Below are 18,168 nucleotides of genomic sequence, written 5' to 3'. Positions count from 1 at the left end.
ATAGGCGCGAGCCGGTTTGGCGCTATCAGCCGTCCGACATCACATTGTATATAATATAGTGATGAGCGTAACAGGTCGGCCTCCGCCGGACAATGCGTTGGGCGCGCTACCCACGGCGCTTTCGCTGGCCGAGCGGGGCAGCACGTCACGGTTGATCGCCAACGCGCTGCGTTCCGCGATCGTCGACGGCACCCTCGCCCCGGGGGCGCCACTGCGCCAGGACGCCATCGCGCGGCACTTCTCGGTCAGCGCGATCCCGGTTCGCGAGGCCCTGCGCCAGCTGGAAAGCGAAGGCTGGGCCAAGGTGGAGCTGAACAAGGGGGCGACCGTCGCCCCGCTGTCGGCCGACGAGGCCCGCGAAGTCTACGAGATGCGCGCCGCGCTCGAGAGCCTCGCCATCGGGCTGGCGATACCCGCACACACGCCGGCCACGCTGGGCCACGCCGAGGCGCTGTGCAAGGCGGCCTCGGCCGAAACCGAGCCGTCCCTTTACGTTGCGCACAACGAGGCCTTTCACATCAGCCTCTACGAGCCGGCCGCGCGGCCACAGCTTCTCGCGCTGATCGGCATGCTGCACGAGCGCGGCGAGCGCTACCTGCGGCTCAAGTTCGGGTTGCCGTCCTACAAGGGAGAGTCCGACCGAGAGCATGCGGCGTTGCTCAGGGCCGTGCGCCGAGGCGACGTCGAGCGCGCGCAATCGCTGGTCACCAAGCACCTGCTGGGCACGGGGGAACTGCTGCACCGCGTCCTGCGCGACAGCCCACAGGAAATGTCGCGCCGGTAAATTCAGCGCCGGAACGGGCGGCGGCTCGCCGGGGCGGTGAAGCCCTCGGTGTCATCGAAGAATGCCCACTGTCCCGAGTCGTCGACCTCCATGCGCCAGCCCAGCTCGGTACTGCCCGCGACCGCGTCGGTGAACCACGCGTATGCGGCGTCGGCGCTCTCGAAGTTCTTCGTCGCCACAATCCCGCCATGTGGGTCGATGATCCGGAACTTGGCCATGCGAGGTGAATATCCCTTCCAGGCGGTATTCAATCGCATCGAGAGCCCGCTGGCTAGTGCTTGAGGCGCAAAACGCCTGGTGAGGCCCCGGCCAGCCGAATGGGCTCAGACCGTGCGCGCCAATCGCTGCGCGAGTAGCTCGGCGAACCGCGCCGGATCCTCGAGCGCCCCGCCTTCGGCGAGAAGCGCTGTGCCGTAGAGCAATTCGGCGGTCTCGGCGACCGATTGATCGTCGGCGCGCTCCTTGTGGGCGTCCCGTAGCCCGGTCACGAGCGGATGATTCGGGTTGAGTTCGAGGATCCGCTTGCCCACCGGAACGTCCTGCCCGGTGGCGCGGTAGAGGCGCGCGAGGGTCGGTGTGATTCCGAAGGCGTCGGTGATCAGGCAGGCCGGCGACTCGGTCAGCCGCGTCGACAGCCGCACGTCCTTGACGTGCTCGCTCAGCGTCTCCTTCAGCCAGGTCAGCAGGTCGGCGAACTCTTTTTCCTGCTCCTCGCGCTCGGCCTCGCTCTTGCCCTCCTCGGAGTCGAGGTCCACCTCGCCCCTGGCCACCGACTGCAGCGGTTTGCCGTCGAACTCGTCGACCACCCCCACCCAGACTTCGTCGACGGGATCGGTCAGCAGCAGCACCTCGTAGCCCTTGGCCTTGAACGCCTCCAGGTGCGGTGACTTCAGCAGCTGCTGGCGCGTCTCGCCGGTGGCGTAGAAGATCTGTTGCTGACCTTCCTTCATCCGCTCCACGTACTCGGCCAGGGTGGTGGCCTCCTCCTCGCTGTGGGTGGAGGCGAACGAGGAGACCTGCAACAGCATCTCCTTGTTGTCGGCGTCGGAGAGCAATCCCTCCTTGATGGCCCTGCCGAACTGGGTCCACAGGGTGCGGTAGTCGTCCGGCCGCTCGGACTGCAGCTCCTTGATGGTGGCAAGGACCTTCTTGGTCAGGCGGCGACGGATCGCCTTGATCTGCCGGTCCTGCTGCAGGATTTCGCGAGACACGTTGAGCGACAAGTCTTGTGCGTCGACGACGCCCTTGACGAAGCGCAGGTATTTCGGCAGCAGCTCGTCGCAGTCGCCCATGATGAACACGCGCTTGACGTACAACTGGATCCCGACGTGGGAGTCCCGATCGAACAGGTCGAACGGGGCGTGGGACGGGATGAACAGCAACGCCTGGTACTCGAAGGTGCCCTCGGCCTTCATCGCGATGACCTCGAGCGGGTCGTCCCACGCGTGCGCGATGTGCTTGTAGAACTCGTTGTACTCCTCGGCGGAGACCTCCTCCTTGGGCCTGGCCCACAGCGCCTTCATCGAGTTGAGGGTCTCGGTCTCGAGGGTGACGGTCTCCTCGCCGCCGTCTTCCTCCGCGGGGGTGCGTCGCTCCACCTCCATCCGGATGGGCCAGGCGATGAAGTCGGAGTACCGCTTGACCAGGTGCCTGATCTTCCACTCCGCGGTGTAGTCGTGCAGCTCGTCCTCGGCGTCTTCGGGCTTGAGGTGCAGGGTGACCGAGGTTCCCTGCGGCGCGTCTTCGACGGATTCGATGGTGTAGGTGCCCTCGCCGCTGGATTCCCACCTGGTGGCGTCGCTCTCGCCGGCCTTGCGGGTCAGCAGCTCGACCTTGTCGGCGACCATGAAGCTCGAGTAGAAGCCGATGCCGAACTGGCCGATCAGTTCCTCGGAGGCCGCCGCATTCTTGGCCTCCCGAAGCTGCTGGCGCAGCTCGGCGGTGCCGGACTTGGCCAGGGTGCCGATCAGGTCCACCACTTCCTCACGCGTCATCCCGATGCCGTTGTCGCGGACGGTTAGCGTTCGTGCGGTTTTGTCGACGTCGATCTCGATATGCAGGTCAGACGTGTCGACGTCGAGGTCCTTGTTGCGAAACGCTTCCAGCCGCAGCTTGTCCAGCGCATCGGAGGCGTTCGAGATCAGCTCCCGCAGAAACGAGTCCTTGTTGGAGTAGACCGAGTGGACCATCAAATCCAGCAGTTGCCGGGCCTCGGCCTGAAACTCCAGCTGCTCGACACGCGCGTTCATGACATTCCCTGCACTTTCCTTCCGGACACGACGCTGCAAATTTACCGAGATGCGGATGGTCCGCGCCCACGGGCTGGCCCTACCCTGAACCCATGTCCGTTGCTCAACGCGAACGCGCCGCCCTCGTCGAGACGATGCGGGCCGTCGGCCCCGACGCGCCCACCTTGTGTGAAGGCTGGACGACGCGAGACCTGGCCGCGCACCTGGTTATCCGGGAGTACCGGCCCGACGCCGCGCCGGGCATCATGATCCCGTTCTTCGCCGCCCATACCGCCAAGGTGCAGGACGAGGTGGCCGCGAAGAACGACTGGGATGAGCTGGTGAACAAGATCGCGTCCGGCCCGCCGGTCTACTCGCCGTTCATCTTGCTCGATCCGGTGGCCAACGTCGCCGAGATGTTCATCCACCACGAGGACGTGCGACGCGCGCAGCCGGCCTGGGAGCCCCGCGTGCTGGAACAGGGGATGTGCCGGGCGCTGCGCCGCACGCTGTCGCTGATGGCCCGGGTCACGCTCGGGAAGGTCCCGGGCCGGGTCGCGCTGCGCACGCCGGGGGGCAAGACGGTGCTGACGGCGGGCTCCGGCCCGGCGGTCGCGGTGACCGGTCCGCCCGAGGAGCTGCTGTTGTTCGCCGTCGGGCGCGAGGCGCGGGTCGAGTTCGACGGCGAAGCGGCGGCGGTGCAAGCGGTCCGCGACGCGCCCAAGGGGTTGTGAACCGACTCGAAAATTTGATAGCGCATGCGCTATCAGCTTCGTAGACGACCGGTGGCCAAAGCCTCGCGCAGCTCTTTCTTGATCACCTTGCCGAATTGATTGCGCGGCAGCGCATCGACGATCACCAGGCGCTCGGGGTGCTTGTAGCGGCTCAACCCTTGCGAATGGCAGTGCCGCACCAGGGATTCCAACGACACGTCGTCATTTGCGGTGGGTACCACCACGGCGCAGACGCGCTCGCCGGTGCGCGGGTCGGGCACTCCGATGACCGCGACGTCGGCGACGGCGGGATGGGTGGCCAGCGCGTTTTCGACCTCCAGGGCCGAAACGTTCTCCGCGTTGCGGATGATGGCATCCTTGATCCGGCCCGTGACGCGGACGTTGCCGTCGGCGTCGATCAGCCCGAGATCGCCTGTGCGCAGCCACCCGTCGACGTCGAACGCATCGGTGTCGAGCGTGGCGTCCGCGTAGCCGAGAAAGCATTGCGGTCCCTTGAGCCGTAGCTCACCCTCTCGGCCCGCGGGCAGTTCGGTTTCCCGGTCGTCGACCACGCGGACGCTGACACCCGGTCCCGGCGCGCCGACGGTGTGGTCGAGCACCTCCGGCGTCCCCGCCAGTGGCGGCGAGGTCGCCACCGGAAATTCGGTGAGTCCCCACGCGTTCGCGATGCCGGGCACCCCGAACGTGTCCCGGACCTGGTGTCCCAGTTCGGCGGTGATCGGCGCGCCGCCGGCCAGGCAGCCTCGCACGAAGGGGTACAGCGGCCGGTCGCCGTGGTTGCGCTGGGCCTCGAGGAACGCCAGGAAGAACGGGGTCGCCATGCCCAGGAATGTCGGGTTGTGCGCGGCGATGGACAGCGGCGTGGTGGCGGGGTCGAACACCTCGAACAGCGCTAACCGCATGCCGGTCGACAGCGCGGCGGCCAGCATCACGGCACCGCCGATGTGCGCGAAGGGAAAGGCGACGGGATCCACGTCGCTGCTGGTGATTCCCATCCTTTCCGCCAGTCCCGCGGCGGGCGCCATCACCGATGCGTCGGTATGACGAATCCCCTTGGGGGCCGCGGTGGTCCCCGACGAGTAGTAGATCCATCGCGTGCCGCCGAAAGGCGCAGGCGCCGGCCCGAGGGAATCGGCGCTCGCCACGGCCAGCCGAAGCTCGCCGGCCGCCGGCGGTGTCGCCAGGTCAACGGTGATGACCTGGAAGCCCCGGTCGGCGGCGAGGGCCCGCGCCAGCCCCCCGTAGTCGAATCCGTGCCAAAACTCGGGTACCACAAGGAATTCCGATGACAGCTGCGCGGTGATGAAGCCGACCTCGTGCTCACGAAGTATCGGGATGATCGGGTTTTGGACCGCACCGAGCCGGGCCAGCGCCGCCATGACGACCACGGTTTCGAGCGTCGTCGGCAGCTGCCACGACACCACGGTTCCCGCGCCTATCCCCCGTCCGGCCAACGCGGCGGCCGTCACGCACGCCGCGTCATGGATCTCGCGTGCCGTGAGGCTGCGTCCGTACTCGTCGGCGAGCAGCGACCGATCGGATCCCCGGCGCGCAGCGTCGACGATCAGCTGCCAATAGGTGACGTCCGTCATCCCGTCGGCGGCTTGAACCCGGAGTGTGCGATCGCGACCGACACGGCGCTGCCGATCGGGCCCTTGCGGTCCACCAGGACGGCCGAGCCGGTGGCGACGCCGTCGTCGCTGTAATGGGTGAGCGAGCCCAGGCCGATGTGGGCCCCTTCCGGCAACCGGCTGAGCGTGAGGGTGTAGTCGACGTTGATGAACTGCAAACCGTTTGTGCCCCAATTGGCGAGCGAGGCCGTGATGTCGCCGGACATCGCGGCGCGGGTGAACGGGCTGAGCGGTTCGCCGTCGATCAGCGAATGCGTGTCATGCAGCCAGGTGTATTTCGCGCCACCGATGTTGGTCCATTCGGGATCGGGATTCTGAATCTCGGTGCCCCAGCCGTAGGTCCGCATGAACAGCGACGGCGCGGGGCCGTCGTCGATGGGTAGCGGCGGCATCTGCACCGGCGGTGACCACACGTGCCCGTCGGGTTGTGGTCCGCGCCGCAGAAACAGCGCGCTCGCGCGTGCGACGGGGGCGCCGCCCTGCGTGAGGACGGCCTCGACGAGCCGCAATCGCCGACGGTCGTGGTGCACCTGTGTGTGCACCTCGATCGGTTCCAGTGCGGTCGGCGCGGGCAGGTCGACGGTCAGCCGCGCGGGCTGGAATTCCGGGTCGTCGACCGCGCGTTCGACGGCCCAGCCGAGGAGGCCGCCGACGACGTGGCCGCTGATGGACGGACCCCATCCACCGCGCGCGAATTGATTTGGCACGAAACGGTTTTTGTCGCGTCGAAAATATGGCTCCTGCGCGGCTGATTCAGCGTCATCCGGCGCGATCTTCGTTTCGGTCAATGCACGGCTCTTTCTGGTCAGGACGGCAACTGTTGATATTACAGTTTCTGTTTCCAGTCCCGGCGCGTGGCGGCCGCCGCCGAGATGATCACGCGATCGCGGCGCCCACCAAGTGTCCGATCGCGTAGGTGACCGCCAAGGCGAGCCCGCCGCCGATGACGTTGCGGGCCACCGCCCGGCCCTGCGGCGCACCGCCCAGTCCCGCCGATACCGCCCCGGTGATCACCAGGGCCAGCAGCACCGCGACGACGGTGGCCGGGATTCGCCATGCCGCCGGCGGCGCCAGGATCACGATCAACGGCAACAACGCGCCCACCGTGAACGACAGCGCCGAGGACAGCGCCGCCTGCCACGGATTGGTCAGCTCCTCCGGATCGATACCCAGTTCGACCTCGGCGTGGGCGACGAAGGGATTGTGATCGGTGAGCTCCTCGGCCACGGTTCGCGCGGTTGCCGGTGACAGACCCTTGGCTTCGTAAAGCTCGGCAAGCTCGTCCAATTCGGCCGCCGGATCGTCTTGCAACTCCTGCATTTCCTTGGTCAACAGCGCCTGCTCGGTGTCGCGCTGGGTGCTGACCGAGACGTATTCGCCCAACGCCATCGACACGGCCCCCGCGGCCAGCCCGGCGATTCCGGCGGTCAGGATCGGGCCGCGTTGCGCGGTGGCCGCCGCGACGCCGACGACGATGCCGGCGGTGGACACGATGCCGTCGTTGGCGCCCAGGACGCCGGCGCGCAGCCAGTTCAGCTTGGACGACACCGAGCCCACATGGGGTTCGGCGGGATGGGAGGTAGTTGACACGTCCGCAACGATATACAGCAAAACCACGTCCGAACAGCAAATATAGCCTTGCCAAACGTAGACCAGCCTTGCCTTGGGCGCCGTTTTCGCCGGGGCGTCGGCCAGAAGTTCCCCTTGGGTCACTCACAGCGGATCCATAGACGGACTATCTAGCGTGGGGGTTGTCGGGGGGTTCTAGAACTCACTTTTGGATAGGTGAAGGACTAATGAAACTGAAGCAATTTATTGCGGGGGGAACGATCGTCGGCGCCCTTGGCGCCGCTGCGTTGGGCATCGGTGCCGGTTCGGCGTTCGCCGCACCGGGACAGCCGCCGGGTCCCGGCGGTAGCCACGGTGGACCGGCTCCGGGGGATCACCGCCCGGCCGGACCGAATGATCCGGGCGGACCGGGTGGCCCGGGTGGCCCGGGCGGACCGGGTGGCCCCGGCAATCCTGGTGGGCCTCCGGGCGGACCCGGTCACCCCGGTGGACCCGGCGGTCCCGGCGGGCCCGGCGGTCCGGGTGGACCCCCGCCCGACCATCCCGGCGGACCGGGCGGACCGGGCGGACCGGGCGGGCCGGGCGGACCGGGTGGCCCCTGGCATGGCGATCCCCAGCGCGGCTACTTCCACGGCGCCCCGTGGGGCGACGGCCCCGGCCCTTGGGGATACGGTGCACCACCGCGGCCGGCATGGGATAGGCCACTTCCTCCCCCCGGCGCGCCGTGGGGATACGGCCCCATCAACTACTACGGCTACAACGAAACACCCGTGTGGGACCCCGGCTTCAACCAGTGGGGGTTCTGGTTCTTCGGGGTCTGGATTCCGCTGTAACAGGTGACCCCGCGCGATGTCCGCCCCGCCGGTCGGTGGGGCGGGCATCGGCGGGTTCGGTTGCGCTCAGGCGACTTTGGGTTTGATCTCCTCGATGACCCACTGGGCGTAGTCGAGGTACTCGTCGACGCCGCGGACCGGGGGAACGGGCACCGCGCTGTAGGTCACGCCCTGCTCGGCGAGCCAATTCAGCCGGTCGACGATCTCCTGCGCGCCGCCCCCGGGTCGGGAATCGGGGTCCTTGACGACGCGGTGTCCCTCACCGACACGCGTCGTACCCAGCCCATGCATGACCTCGAACGGGCGACCGTCGTAAGCGGGTTGACTCTTGATGAACTCGACCCGCTCGGCGATCTTTTCCGGCGGGGTCAAGAACGGCCACCAACCGGAGGCGAATCGCGCGGCGCGCTTCAGCGCGGCATCGGCGTCGCCTCCGATCCACACCGGAAGGTGCGGTTTCTGAACGGGTTTGGGCTCGAACGCCATGTCCCGGAACGACACGTAATTGCCCTCGAAGCGGGGCGCGTCACTGGTCCACAGCTCGATGATCGCCTCGAGATATTCGTCGGCGACGCGGCCGCGTTCGCGGAAGGGCACTCCGAGGAGGTCGAATTCGCGTTCCAGCCAACCGATTCCGAACGTCACCATCATGCGTCCGCCGCTCATCCAGTCGGCCGTCGCGAGCGCCTTGGCGAGCACGATCGGATGCTGCAGCGGCAGTATCGTGACACACGAGTTCAGCCGGATCTTGTCGGTGGCGCCCGCGATGTAGGCCTGCGCGACGGTCGAGGAAAGGTAATGCGGGCCCGACAGTTCCACGTGGTCGGTGGGGATGACGAAATGCTCGGGGATCGCGATCATGTCGTAGCCCAGCGCTTCGGCGCGCTTGGCCGTCCGGGTCTGATCGGCGCCGGAGACGCCGGCTTCCCAGGGCTGGGTGATCGCCTTGAGGCGCAGCATGTGCGGCAGCGGGAAGGCGAACTTCATCGGGGTTGGCTCTTGGTGCCGACGGTGATCAGGTCCGAAACGATCCGCGTCCAAACCGGTCGCGGAATGCGGTGCTGATCGCTGATCGTGAACCCGGCGTCTTCGAACAAGCTTCGCATCTCGCCCGGCGACGCATTGTGCTGCGGTTTCCACCGATTGGTCGCGGCCGACTGCAGCATCGGTTGCCGAGTGCTCAAGGCCGAGACGGCCACCAGACCGCCGGGGGCCAGCACGCGATGGAATTCCCGCAGCGCCGCCGGCTGGTCGAAGAAGTGAAACGCCGAGGTGGTCACGACGGCGTCGAGCGCACCGTCGGCAAAGGGCAGCTGCTCGGCCGGGCCGCGCCGCCACTGCACCCGGTCGGACCGGGCACGCGCCTGGGCGAGCATGCCGTCGGACATGTCGACACCGTAGATCTCGTCGGGATGCAGTTCACGCTCGATTCGATCGCTGAGAATGCCTGTGCCGCAGGCGACATCGACGATCTTGCGACAGTTGTGGGCGCGCAGCTGCGCGATCACCTCGTCGTGGGGCGGACGGTACACCCACCGCTGCAGAAAGGGGAGGTCGTAGGCCGGAGCGAGGAAACTCCACATCCGGGTGACCGCGTTGTTGAGCCCGCGGCGCTGAGCTGACGTCATCGGCCCAGTATGGACATGCCCGAGCTCGCAGGCGGGCATCGGTGTGCCCTGACGGCTTTACGTGTGTGCTGGGGGCGCAATTTCGGCTGTTTTCCCGCCCCGGATGCACAAGAAAAGCCCAGGACTCACACGCGAGCGCCGGCCGGCTAGTGCCGGCCGGGACCGCCCGGCCCGGCGGGGCTGCCCGGTAAACCGGGCCCGCCGGGGCCACCCGGTCCGCCCGGTCCGCCAGGGCCACCCGGTCCCCCGGGCCCATTCGCGGCCGGAACCCAGAACACGCATTGGTTCATATCGACGCTCCACACCCACCCCGGCGCGCACGGCGGTGGATCGTCGGCCCTGCTGATCGCCGGCGCCGCGATCGCGATCGCCGGCAATCCCGCCAACGCGAGCGCGAACGCCCCGATAGCGCAACGCGTTCGAAGGTGCCTTGCCTCGGCCATGTCGGTCCTCCTCACACCTGTACCTCGATGCCCGCCAAACACTGATTAAATCGCTGCGGGCGTGCCTCTACCGGCGTTTTTCCGAATTTCAGGGAACTGCCGTGCCGAACGTCCGGCGGTAGGCGTCCGGAGTGGTGGCGAGCGTGTCGCGGAAGTGCCGTCGCAGCGTGGCGGCGCTGCCAAAGCCGCAGTCTGTGGCGATGCGCTCGATGGGTAGGTCGGTGGTTTCGAGGAGCTGTTGGGCTCGGCGTACGCGTTGGCCGTTCAGCCAGTCGAGGGGCTTGCTTCCGGTCCGCGTAACGAGTTGCCGGTGAAGGGTTCTCACACTCACGCCGGAGCGCCGGGCGAGTCCCTCGACGGTCAGGGGTTCGTCGAGATGCGTCAGCACCCAGTCCATCGTGTCGCCGACGACGTCATTGCTCACGCTCTCGGGTATCGGGTTCACGTACTGGCGTTGGTGCCCCTCGCGGTGCGGTGGCGCCACCAGCCGTCGCGCAACCTGATTGGCGACCGTCGCGCCGTAATCTCGTCGCACCAGGTGCAGGCACAGATCGGTGCCGGCGGATTTTCCCGCCGAGGTCAGGACGTCGCCCTCGTCGACGTACAGGGCCGCCGAGTCGACCCGGATTCGTGGGTAGCGCTCGGCCAGCGTGCCCGCGTGCATCCAGTGGGTCGCCGCGCGGCGGCCATCGAGGAGACCGGCCGCCGCAAGCACGAAGGCGCCGGTACAGATGGACGCGACCCGGGCGCCCCGCCGCGACGCCAGCCGGATCGCGTCCACCAGTTCGCGCGGCGGTTCCAGGGCGTCGTCGTGGCAGGCGGGGACGACGACCGTGTCGGCGGTGACGAGGTCCGCGTAGGTAAAGGGCGTTGCCGCGGTGAACCAGCGATCCACGCGTGCGCCCTCGAACGGGCTGCACACCCTCAGCTCGTACCAGTCCTCGGACAGGTCCGACCGGTTGGTGCCGAAGATCGCGCAGGGTGCCGCGAGCTCGAAGATCGGCACCTGATTACTCAGCGCGATCGCAACGACGTGGGCCATGACCGAAATTGTACGGTTTGTGTCATATCGGTCACTGGTGCGTCGCCGGCATCGGACGGATGCTGGTCGCATGACTCGGAGAACCATTTCGAAAGATTGGCTGCTGCCCGCCGTTGCGGTGGCGGCAATCGGTTGGGGCGCCAACCAATTCGCACCGTTGATCGTGCTGTATCAGCAGCGCGGCGTCTCCGTCGCCGCGACGGAGGTGATGTTCGGCCTCTACGCGGTGGGCCTGGTCCCCGCGTTGATGGTGGGCGGTCGCTGGTCGGATCGCGCCGGGCGGCGCGTCGTGGTGCTGGCGGCGCTAGTGGTGTCGCTGGTCGCCTCGGTCGTCTTGATGGCCGGGTCGGCGTGGCATGGCCTCCTGTTTCCGGGGCGGCTGCTCGCCGGGATCAGCAGCGGCCTGGCGTTTGGCACCGGCGCCGCGTGGATCCGGGAGCTGTCGTCGACGGAGGCTCGCCACCAGGCGGGAGCGCGGCGCGCGACGATCGCGATGACGATCGGCTTCGGTGGCGGCCCGTTGGTGGCGGGGCTTGTGGCACAGCATGTTTCGCGGCCGGAGCTCTGGCCGTATCTGCCGCAGATCGCGCTCACGGTTCTCGCGCTCTTCGCGGTGAACCGGGCCCACGGCGACGCCTCGGGCGCCCTCGCGCCAGCGCTGAGCACCGATCGCCGTGTCGATCGCGCCGAGTCGCTGTCGAAGCACTTGCTGGTGGTGTCGGCACCTTTTGCGCCCTGGGTATTCGGAACCGCCGCCATCGCGTTGGCCTACCTGCCGGCGCTGGTCGCCGACCGTGCGGGTTCGCAACCGTTGACCTTTGCCGCGGTCGCGACGGCGATCCCCGCGCTGGCCGGGGTGATCGTTCAGCCGCTGGCCGCTCGCCTGCGTCCCGGCGCCCGAACCGGCCAACTCGCGCCGGCCATGTTGACCGCCGTCGGCGCGCTGATCGTCGCAGTGTGGGCCGCGTTCGCGGCGACCGTGTGGGCGGTCCTGATCGCCGCCGCGGTGCTGGGCGCCGCGTACGGCGTCACCCAGTTCGCGGGCCTGGCCGACATCCAACGCGTCGCCGAGCCGGCCCGGCTTGGATTCGCGACGTCCGCCTATCAGGCGTTGAGCTACCTGGGATTTGCGGTGCCGTACCTGCTCACCCTCGGCCACGCGCGCCTCGGCTGGTCCCCCGTGACGGGGTTGTGCGTGGTGTTGACGGCCGCGATCGCGTCGCTGCTGTGGCTTCGCGTCCGAGGCCGCCGGGGCCGCCCGTCGAGCGAACCGAACGCCGACGCCGACGCCCGAGCGCTCGCGTCCGCGCCTACTTGAGGACTTTGAGCAACTCCTGCGCGAGCGGGCCGGCCGAGGCGGGGTTCTGCCCACCGATCACAGATCCCTTGTCCAGCAACGCAATCGGACGCCGCGACGGCCCCAAGACTTGTCGACCGCCCCCCAGGGCGGCGCGGTGGGTTGATCAGTTCCGAATCTGGGTATGACCTGCTCATCCCATCGATTGGGTGTCGGGTTTTACAGAGACGAAGTGAGCGCGGATGGTCGGCTGGCTGGACAGGCTGCAGCGGCGGAACCGCCCCGTCGGCGTGGTGGTCGCCGTGATCTACAAGTACCTCGACGACCAGGGCGGCTATCTATCCGCCCTGATCACCTACTACGGGTTCGTGTCGCTGTTCCCGTTGCTGCTCCTGATGACCACGGGGCTCGGTGTGGTCCTGGCCGGACGGCCCGATCTGCAAGAGCAGGTGCTGCACAGCACGCTGAGCCAATTTCCCGTCATAGGAAGCCAATTGCATCAACCCGAGGGGCTGAGCGGCGGGACCGTCGCGGTGCTCGTGGGCGTCGTGGGCGCACTTTATGGCGGCCTCGGCGTCGGACAGGCGGTGCAAAACGCGATGGATTCGGTGTGGGCGGTGCCAAGGAACAAGCGCCCCAATCCGATCCGCTCGCGCGTGCGCAGCCTGCTCCTGCTGGTGGTCCTCGGCTCGGCCGCCCTGACGGCCACCGCCCTGTCCGCGATCGGCCACACCACCGGATCGCTGGGAATCCTCGGTGAGCTGGGCGCGACCGTCGCGGCGATCGCGATCAACGGGTTGATCTGCCTGGTGGCCTTCCGCGTGACCACCGCGCGACAACTCACCTACCGCCAGGTCTGGCCGGGAGCGCTTGCGGCGGCGGTCATTTGGCAGATTTTGCAGCGCTTCGGCGCTGGTTATGTCGCGCACACGGTCAAAACGTCCAGCGCCACCAACAGCGTCTTCGCGCTGGTGCTGGGGCTGCTGGCCTTCCTTTATCTCGTGTCGACGACGCTGGTGCTGTGCGCCGAGATCAACGTGGTCCTCGTCGAGCGCCTCTACCCGCGCGCGCTGCTCACCCCTTTCGTCGACGACGCGGATCTCACCGAGGCAGACCGCAGAACGTACTCCAAGAAGGCAAAAGCGGAGCGCGTCAAGCCCTTTCAGCGTGTCAGCGTCAGGTTCCGCGGCCTCACCCGGAAGGGCACCCGCCCGCCGTCGCCGCCCATCGGCAGCCGGCCGGCCGGTTGATCTGCTCCCCGCCTCAAGTTCGCCAGCCCGCTGCGTAGTGGGGACGGCGCCGCGCTACTCAACGGCGAGCCAAACAACTCGAATCGATCGAGTTAAGGGTTAAAAGTCCTGGTGAAAACCCCGGAACTAGCCGCGCGGCCATGATAAGCTTTGCGGTCCCGACGCCTGAAACGGCTTATTTTCAAATTCACAAATGATTTGCCACGGAGGACCAGATGTCATACCTCATCGCAGCGCCGGAGGCGATTGCCGCGGCGGCCACGGATCTAGCGGAGGTGGGTTCCGCGCTCACCTCGGCCAACGCGGCGGCGGCGACCACGACGACGCAGATGCTGGCCGCGGGCGCCGATGAGGTGTCGGCGGTGATCGCGGACTTTTTCGGGGCGCACGGCCAGGCCTATCAGGCCGTCAGCGCGCAAGCCGCGGCGTTTCACAGCCGGTTCGTGCAGGCCGTGACCGCGGGCGCGGGGGCGTACGCCGCCGCCGAGGCCGCCAACGCCTCGCCGTTGCAGACCCTCGAGCAAGACCTGCTGGCCGCGATCAACGCACCCACGGAGGCGCTGGTGGGGCGCCCGTTGATCGGCGACGGCGCGAACGCGCCCGCGGGTAGCGGGTTGAACGGCGGGGATGCCGGGATCTTGATCGGCAACGGCGGCAACGGCGGGTCCGGCGCGGCGGGGACGGGCCAGGCCGGCGGTAGCGGCGGCGCGGCCGGCCTGCTGTGGGGCCGCGGCGGCGACGGCGGGGCGGGCGCGAACAATCCCTTGGCCAACTTTTTCGGCGGCAACGGCGGCAATGGCGGCACCGGCGGGCTATTCGGCTCAGGCGGCAACGGCGGCCCCGGCGGCGCCGACAACAACACGAACGGCGGCGGCGGCCAGGGTGGCAATGGCGGCAGCGCCTTCGGGATCTTCACCAACGGCGGGAACGGCGGTGCGGGCGGCGACGGCCTGTTGGTCAATGGCAACGGCGGTGCCGGCGGCACCGCGCTCTCGTTGTTAGGAAACGGGGGCAACGGCGGCCCCAGCGGAACCCTGGGCGTCACCAACACCGTGCCCAACGGTTCCGGCGGCAACGGCGGCAATGCGGGCCTGTTCGGCAACGCCGGCAGTGGTGGAATCGGCAAGAGCGCGGGCGGCCTGCCGGGCGCTGCCTACCTGGCGGGCAACGGCGGCAACGGTGGCACTTCGGTCGGCGGCGGGACCGGCGGCTTCTTCTACGGCAACGGGGGCAACGGCGGGCCCGGCATGGACTTTCTCATCGGTGCGACGCATTACGCGTTGCCGCCCGGTCCGGGCGGCGGTGTCGGCCTGATCGGCAACGGGGGCGCCGGCGGCAGTTCGGCATTGCTGGCCGGAGCCGACGGGGGCAACGGCGGGTTCCTGTGGGGCAACGGCGGCGCCGGCGGCAACGGCGGCGACCCGCTGGTGCCGTTCGAACCCGGTGCAGGCGGAGGTAACGGCGGCGCCGCGATTGGGCTGTTCGGCAACGGGGGCGCCGGCGGTCACGGCGGAAGCGCGATCGCCGGGGGCAATCAGGACGGCGGCCCCGGCGGTGCCGGCGGCCGCAGCGGCCTGCTGTTCGGAGACGGCGGTCGCGGCGGCGACGCGGGCAGCCCGAGCGGCACACATTTTGGTGTCGGAGGCGCCGGTGGGAACTCGGTGCTGATCGGCAACGGCGGCAACGGCGGCAACGGCAACCCGGCCGGCGCGGGTCACGGCGGCGCCGGGGGCCTGCGCGGGCTGCTATACGGCACGACGGGAACGACCGGGTCGTAGCGCGCCGTCAGGCATCGATCACCACGCGGTCACTTTTCGCCCGGGAGACGCAGACCAGCATTTCGTCGTCGCCCTCCGCGGTGCGTCCCCGCCGATCGACGTCACCGGCCAGCACCTTGACCTTGCATGTTCCGCAGAACCCCTGCTGGCACGAATACGGGGTCGCCGGCTCGCGGTCGAGCATCACCGCCAGCGCCGACCGGTTCGCCGGCACGCTGATGACCCGTTTCGACCGCGCCAGTTCCAGCTCGAACGGGACACCGTCGACGACGGGCGGCGGGCTGAACCGCTCGTAGTGCAGTGGCGCGTCGGCGTGCGCGTTCCGGGCGGCACGAACCGCTTCGAGCACGGCGGTTGGCGCGCAGACGTACACCGCCGTCCTCGGGCCGGCGCCGGCGAGCAGTTCATCGGTGGTCGGGAAGCGGCCCTGCTCGTCGTCGGCCCACACGGTGACTCGGTCGGCGTCCACCGCCAGCACCTCGTCCAGCAGCGGCATGTGGGCGCGGCCCCTGCCGGCATAGATTGCGCGCCAATTGATTCCGTGCTGCTGCGCGAGCCGGATCATGGGCAGGATGGGCGTCACCCCGATCCCACCGATGATGAACAAGATGTCACGTTCGTCGGTGACGAGATAGAACGCGTTGCGCGGACCCTCGAACTCCAACGTGTCGCCGACGTCGAAGGCGTCGTGCATCTCGACGGAACCGCCGCCGCCATCGGCGATCCGGCGCACGGCGATCCGGTAGTCGGTGCGCCGCCCGGGCGGACCGCACAGCGAGTACTGCCGGCGGCGACCCGACGGCAGCCGAACATCGATGTGTGCCCCCGGCGTCCAGGACGGCAGCAATCCGCCGTCGGGGTCGGCCAACGTCAACGCGACCACGTCGGGCGTGAGCGGCTCGCGCCCGATGACCGACGCGGTGGTGATCCGCCGCACCGGCGATATCCGTGAGGGCGTCCATCGCGACGCCGACGCGAAGCCGCCGAAGAGTGTGCCCACGCCCCACAGCGCCGTGTAGCTCCGGTCGCGCCGGCGGCGGCCGTAGAGGTCGGCGGGTCTGGAGCTCCAGATAGTAGGTGTCACAACGAATTCCTCGGGCTGTCGAACGCGACGACCGAGTTGACCCAGTCGCTGGTGAGCTGGGCGACGACGTCGGGATGCGAAGCCACCACCCAGTGGCCGCCCTCGATCGGGACGATCCTGCTGTCGGGCGGTATGGAGCCGGTGAACCGCTGCAGCGCAGGCGACACGAAGTAGTCCTGGCGCGCCACCAGCACCTGCACCGGGATGCGTGTCTCCGGCAGCTGCGCCGGCGGCGCCAGGATTGGCCCGGGCATGTTGGCACGGTACAGGTTGAGCCCGTGCAGGTAATCATCGATCGAGCGGGTTGTGGCCGCGCGCCGCCGAGCGCCGCCGCGTGGCCGCCCGATGCTTTCTACGGCCGCAAAGACTTTCACGGTAGCCCGGGACCGGATCGCCAACTCCGCCACGACCGGGCAGAGAAAGAACCAGATATACGCCGAGGCCAGGATTTGTTTGACAACATCGGCCACGGCGCGGGGGGTGCGCGGTGATCGCAGAAACCGGCCCGCGTAGTTCAGGTGCGGACCCGAGATCGACGTGAACGAGGCGACTTTGCCCATCACGGACTCGTCGGTGACCGCCGCCCAGGCCTGGATCGACCCCCAGTCGTGGGCCAACAGGTGGACCGCGTCGACCCCCAGGCTGTCGATCACCGCGCGGATGTCGTCCACCAGCTGGGTGAACCGATATCCGGATCGGCGTGTCGGCGTTGAGGATTCACCGGCGCCGCGCACATCGTAGGCGACGAAGTTGTATCGGTCGCCGAGTTCTTGGGCGACCCCGTCCCACACGTGGTGGTTATCGGGGTAGCCGTGGACGGCGAGGACGGTCGCGCGCCGCGCGTCGATGTCGGTGTAGGCGTGCACCGCCAGTGCGACACCGTCGGAGGCGGTTACCTTGGTGGACTGGGTCATTGACCGGACCCTCAGTGCGACGCCCGCGCAGCGGGTGACCTGGCCAAGTAGTCGACCGCGCGTCCCACCCCACCCAATTGGGAAGGATGAAAGCTCGGCTTGTAGTACGCGCCGATGACCCCGAGGAACTCAAATGGGCCGGGCACCAACCCCCGTCGCGCCGCGCGGAAGTAGTCGCGCCAGCGCGGCTTGCTGCCCGGCGGCAGGTTTGGGTCGACGGAGTACATGAACCGGACGCCGCGGATGAACAACCACAACAACGCGGGCGTCACCAGCAGCTGGGTGCGCACCTGGCGCCAGTAGCCGGCGCGCAGGTGCTTCATGGTGTCGAACGCGACCGCCTTGTGTTCGACTTCTTCCGCGCCATGCCAGCGCAGCAAGTCGAGCATCACCGGGTCGGTGCCCAGGGCGTCGTGTTGCGGCGTGTCGAGAACCCATTCACCGAGGATGGCGGTGTAGTGCTCGAGCGCCGCCACCATCGAAACCCGTTCGAGCAACCAGCTTTCCCGTCGTCGCCGGCTCCACCGGGGCCGGTCACCGATGAGCCGCTGAAACAGCCAGGCCATCTGGTCGGTGAACGGTGTGACGTCGATGCCCTTGGCCGCGAAGTGCCCGAGCACCCCGGAGTGCGCCTGGGAGTGCATGGCTTCCTGGCTGATGAACCCCTGCACGTCCAGGCGCAGCTGATCGTCCTTGATCAGCGGCAGGGTGTTCTTGAAGGCCTCGACGATGAATTCCTCGCCCGCCGGCAGCAGCAGGTGCAGCACGTTGCAGAAGTGGGTGGTGAACGGCTCGTTGGGCACATAGTAGAACGGCAGCGTCGCCCAGTCGAAATCGACGTCACGCGCCTGCAGGACGATCCGCTCGTGATCGAGGGATGCGTCGTGTGGACCCGTCGCCTGGTCATCGACCGTGAACATCGTGGACCCCCTGGTGACTCGGCTGTTGCGCGG

The 18,168-nt window shown here is 68.3% G+C and carries 17 protein-coding genes; 6 read left to right on the top strand and 11 right to left on the bottom strand.

What is annotated here, in order from left to right; genetic code table 11:
* Window positions 1-61 precede the first annotated feature (61 nt).
* A complete protein-coding gene (locus tag A5655_RS17025) occupies window positions 62-784 on the top strand; it encodes a GntR family transcriptional regulator (RefSeq protein WP_067011856.1) in 723 nt (240 codons plus the stop codon).
* 2 nt (window positions 785-786) lie between these two features.
* On the opposite strand, the gene A5655_RS17020 is transcribed toward A5655_RS17025, so the two are convergent.
* Entirely contained in the window at window positions 787-1,002 is a 216-nt protein-coding gene (locus tag A5655_RS17020; RefSeq protein ID WP_067011854.1) for a hypothetical protein, read from the bottom strand.
* 105 nt (window positions 1,003-1,107) lie between these two features.
* Window positions 1,108-3,033 (bottom strand): molecular chaperone HtpG, encoded by a 1,926-nt coding sequence (htpG, locus tag A5655_RS17015; RefSeq protein ID WP_067011852.1) that lies wholly within the window; start codon window positions 3,031-3,033, stop codon window positions 1,108-1,110.
* A gap of 92 nt (window positions 3,034-3,125) precedes the next feature.
* On the opposite strand from htpG, the gene A5655_RS17010 reads away from it, so the two are divergent.
* Window positions 3,126-3,746 carry a TIGR03085 family metal-binding protein gene (locus A5655_RS17010; protein WP_067011850.1) on the top strand — a complete coding sequence of 207 codons (621 nt, stop codon included), beginning with the start codon at window positions 3,126-3,128 and terminating at the stop codon, window positions 3,744-3,746.
* A gap of 32 nt (window positions 3,747-3,778) precedes the next feature.
* Here A5655_RS17010 and A5655_RS17005 read toward each other — a convergent pair whose 3' ends face one another.
* The 3 genes from A5655_RS17005 to A5655_RS16995 form a co-directional block, all read right to left on the bottom strand.
* Window positions 3,779-5,338 (bottom strand): class I adenylate-forming enzyme family protein, encoded by a 1,560-nt coding sequence (locus A5655_RS17005; protein ID WP_067011849.1) that lies wholly within the window; start codon window positions 5,336-5,338, stop codon window positions 3,779-3,781.
* Window positions 5,335-6,150: a thioesterase family protein gene (locus A5655_RS17000; protein ID WP_067012005.1), complete on the bottom strand. Its 816-nt coding sequence runs from the start codon at window positions 6,148-6,150 to the stop codon at window positions 5,335-5,337. The genes A5655_RS17005 and A5655_RS17000 overlap by 4 nt, the downstream gene beginning before the upstream one ends.
* Before the next feature lie 103 nt (window positions 6,151-6,253).
* Complete coding sequence (locus A5655_RS16995; protein WP_067012003.1) at window positions 6,254-6,967, bottom strand: VIT family protein; 714 nt, start codon at window positions 6,965-6,967, stop codon at window positions 6,254-6,256.
* Window positions 6,968-7,173: 206 nt separating this feature from the next.
* Here A5655_RS16995 and A5655_RS27250 point away from each other — a divergent pair, with 206 nt between their 5' ends.
* Window positions 7,174-7,779 carry a chitin-binding protein gene (locus A5655_RS27250; RefSeq protein WP_082978710.1) on the top strand — a complete coding sequence of 202 codons (606 nt, stop codon included), beginning with the start codon at window positions 7,174-7,176 and terminating at the stop codon, window positions 7,777-7,779.
* Window positions 7,780-7,845: 66 nt separating this feature from the next.
* On the opposite strand, the gene A5655_RS16990 is transcribed toward A5655_RS27250, so the two are convergent.
* The 3 genes from A5655_RS16990 to A5655_RS16980 form a co-directional block, all read right to left on the bottom strand.
* Entirely contained in the window at window positions 7,846-8,766 is a 921-nt protein-coding gene (locus tag A5655_RS16990) for a TIGR03619 family F420-dependent LLM class oxidoreductase (protein ID WP_067011847.1), read from the bottom strand.
* On the bottom strand, window positions 8,763-9,407 hold the full coding sequence (locus A5655_RS16985) for a class I SAM-dependent methyltransferase (protein WP_067011845.1): 645 nt from the start codon (window positions 9,405-9,407) through the stop codon (window positions 8,763-8,765). Before A5655_RS16985 ends, A5655_RS16990 begins: the two co-directional genes overlap by 4 nt.
* Before the next feature lie 531 nt (window positions 9,408-9,938).
* Complete coding sequence (locus tag A5655_RS16980; RefSeq protein ID WP_067011843.1) at window positions 9,939-10,892, bottom strand: GlxA family transcriptional regulator; 954 nt, start codon at window positions 10,890-10,892, stop codon at window positions 9,939-9,941.
* 70 nt (window positions 10,893-10,962) lie between these two features.
* Here A5655_RS16980 and A5655_RS16975 point away from each other — a divergent pair, with 70 nt between their 5' ends.
* The 3 genes from A5655_RS16975 (at window position 10,963) to A5655_RS16965 (ending at window position 15,217) form a co-directional block, all read left to right on the top strand.
* Window positions 10,963-12,210: an MFS transporter gene (locus tag A5655_RS16975; RefSeq protein ID WP_197508724.1), complete on the top strand. Its 1,248-nt coding sequence runs from the start codon at window positions 10,963-10,965 to the stop codon at window positions 12,208-12,210.
* 221 nt (window positions 12,211-12,431) lie between these two features.
* Window positions 12,432-13,439, top strand: coding sequence for a YihY/virulence factor BrkB family protein (locus A5655_RS16970; protein ID WP_067011839.1), 1,008 nt, complete (start codon window positions 12,432-12,434; stop codon window positions 13,437-13,439).
* A gap of 215 nt (window positions 13,440-13,654) precedes the next feature.
* The gene (locus A5655_RS16965) at window positions 13,655-15,217 is read left to right on the top strand and encodes a PE family protein (protein WP_067011837.1); all 1,563 of its coding nucleotides are present in this window, start codon (window positions 13,655-13,657) and stop codon (window positions 15,215-15,217) included.
* Window positions 15,218-15,224: 7 nt separating this feature from the next.
* On the opposite strand, the gene A5655_RS16960 is transcribed toward A5655_RS16965, so the two are convergent.
* The 3 genes from A5655_RS16960 to A5655_RS16950 are packed head-to-tail and all read right to left on the bottom strand — an operon-like array spanning window position 15,225 to window position 18,135.
* Window positions 15,225-16,301 (bottom strand): PDR/VanB family oxidoreductase, encoded by a 1,077-nt coding sequence (locus tag A5655_RS16960; protein ID WP_082978707.1) that lies wholly within the window; start codon window positions 16,299-16,301, stop codon window positions 15,225-15,227.
* Entirely contained in the window at window positions 16,298-17,215 is a 918-nt protein-coding gene (locus A5655_RS16955) for an alpha/beta fold hydrolase (protein ID WP_067011833.1), read from the bottom strand. The genes A5655_RS16960 and A5655_RS16955 overlap by 4 nt, the downstream gene beginning before the upstream one ends.
* 11 nt (window positions 17,216-17,226) lie before the next feature.
* On the bottom strand, window positions 17,227-18,135 hold the full coding sequence (locus A5655_RS16950; protein ID WP_067011831.1) for a metal-dependent hydrolase: 909 nt from the start codon (window positions 18,133-18,135) through the stop codon (window positions 17,227-17,229).
* Between the last annotated feature and the right edge of the window lie 33 nt (window positions 18,136-18,168).

It is taken from the genome of Mycobacterium sp. 1081908.1, assembly GCF_001673535.1.
GTDB lineage: Bacteria > Actinomycetota > Actinomycetes > Mycobacteriales > Mycobacteriaceae > Mycobacterium.
Note: the sequence above shows the minus strand (reverse complement) of the source record. Positions and strands in the feature narration are given on the sequence as shown.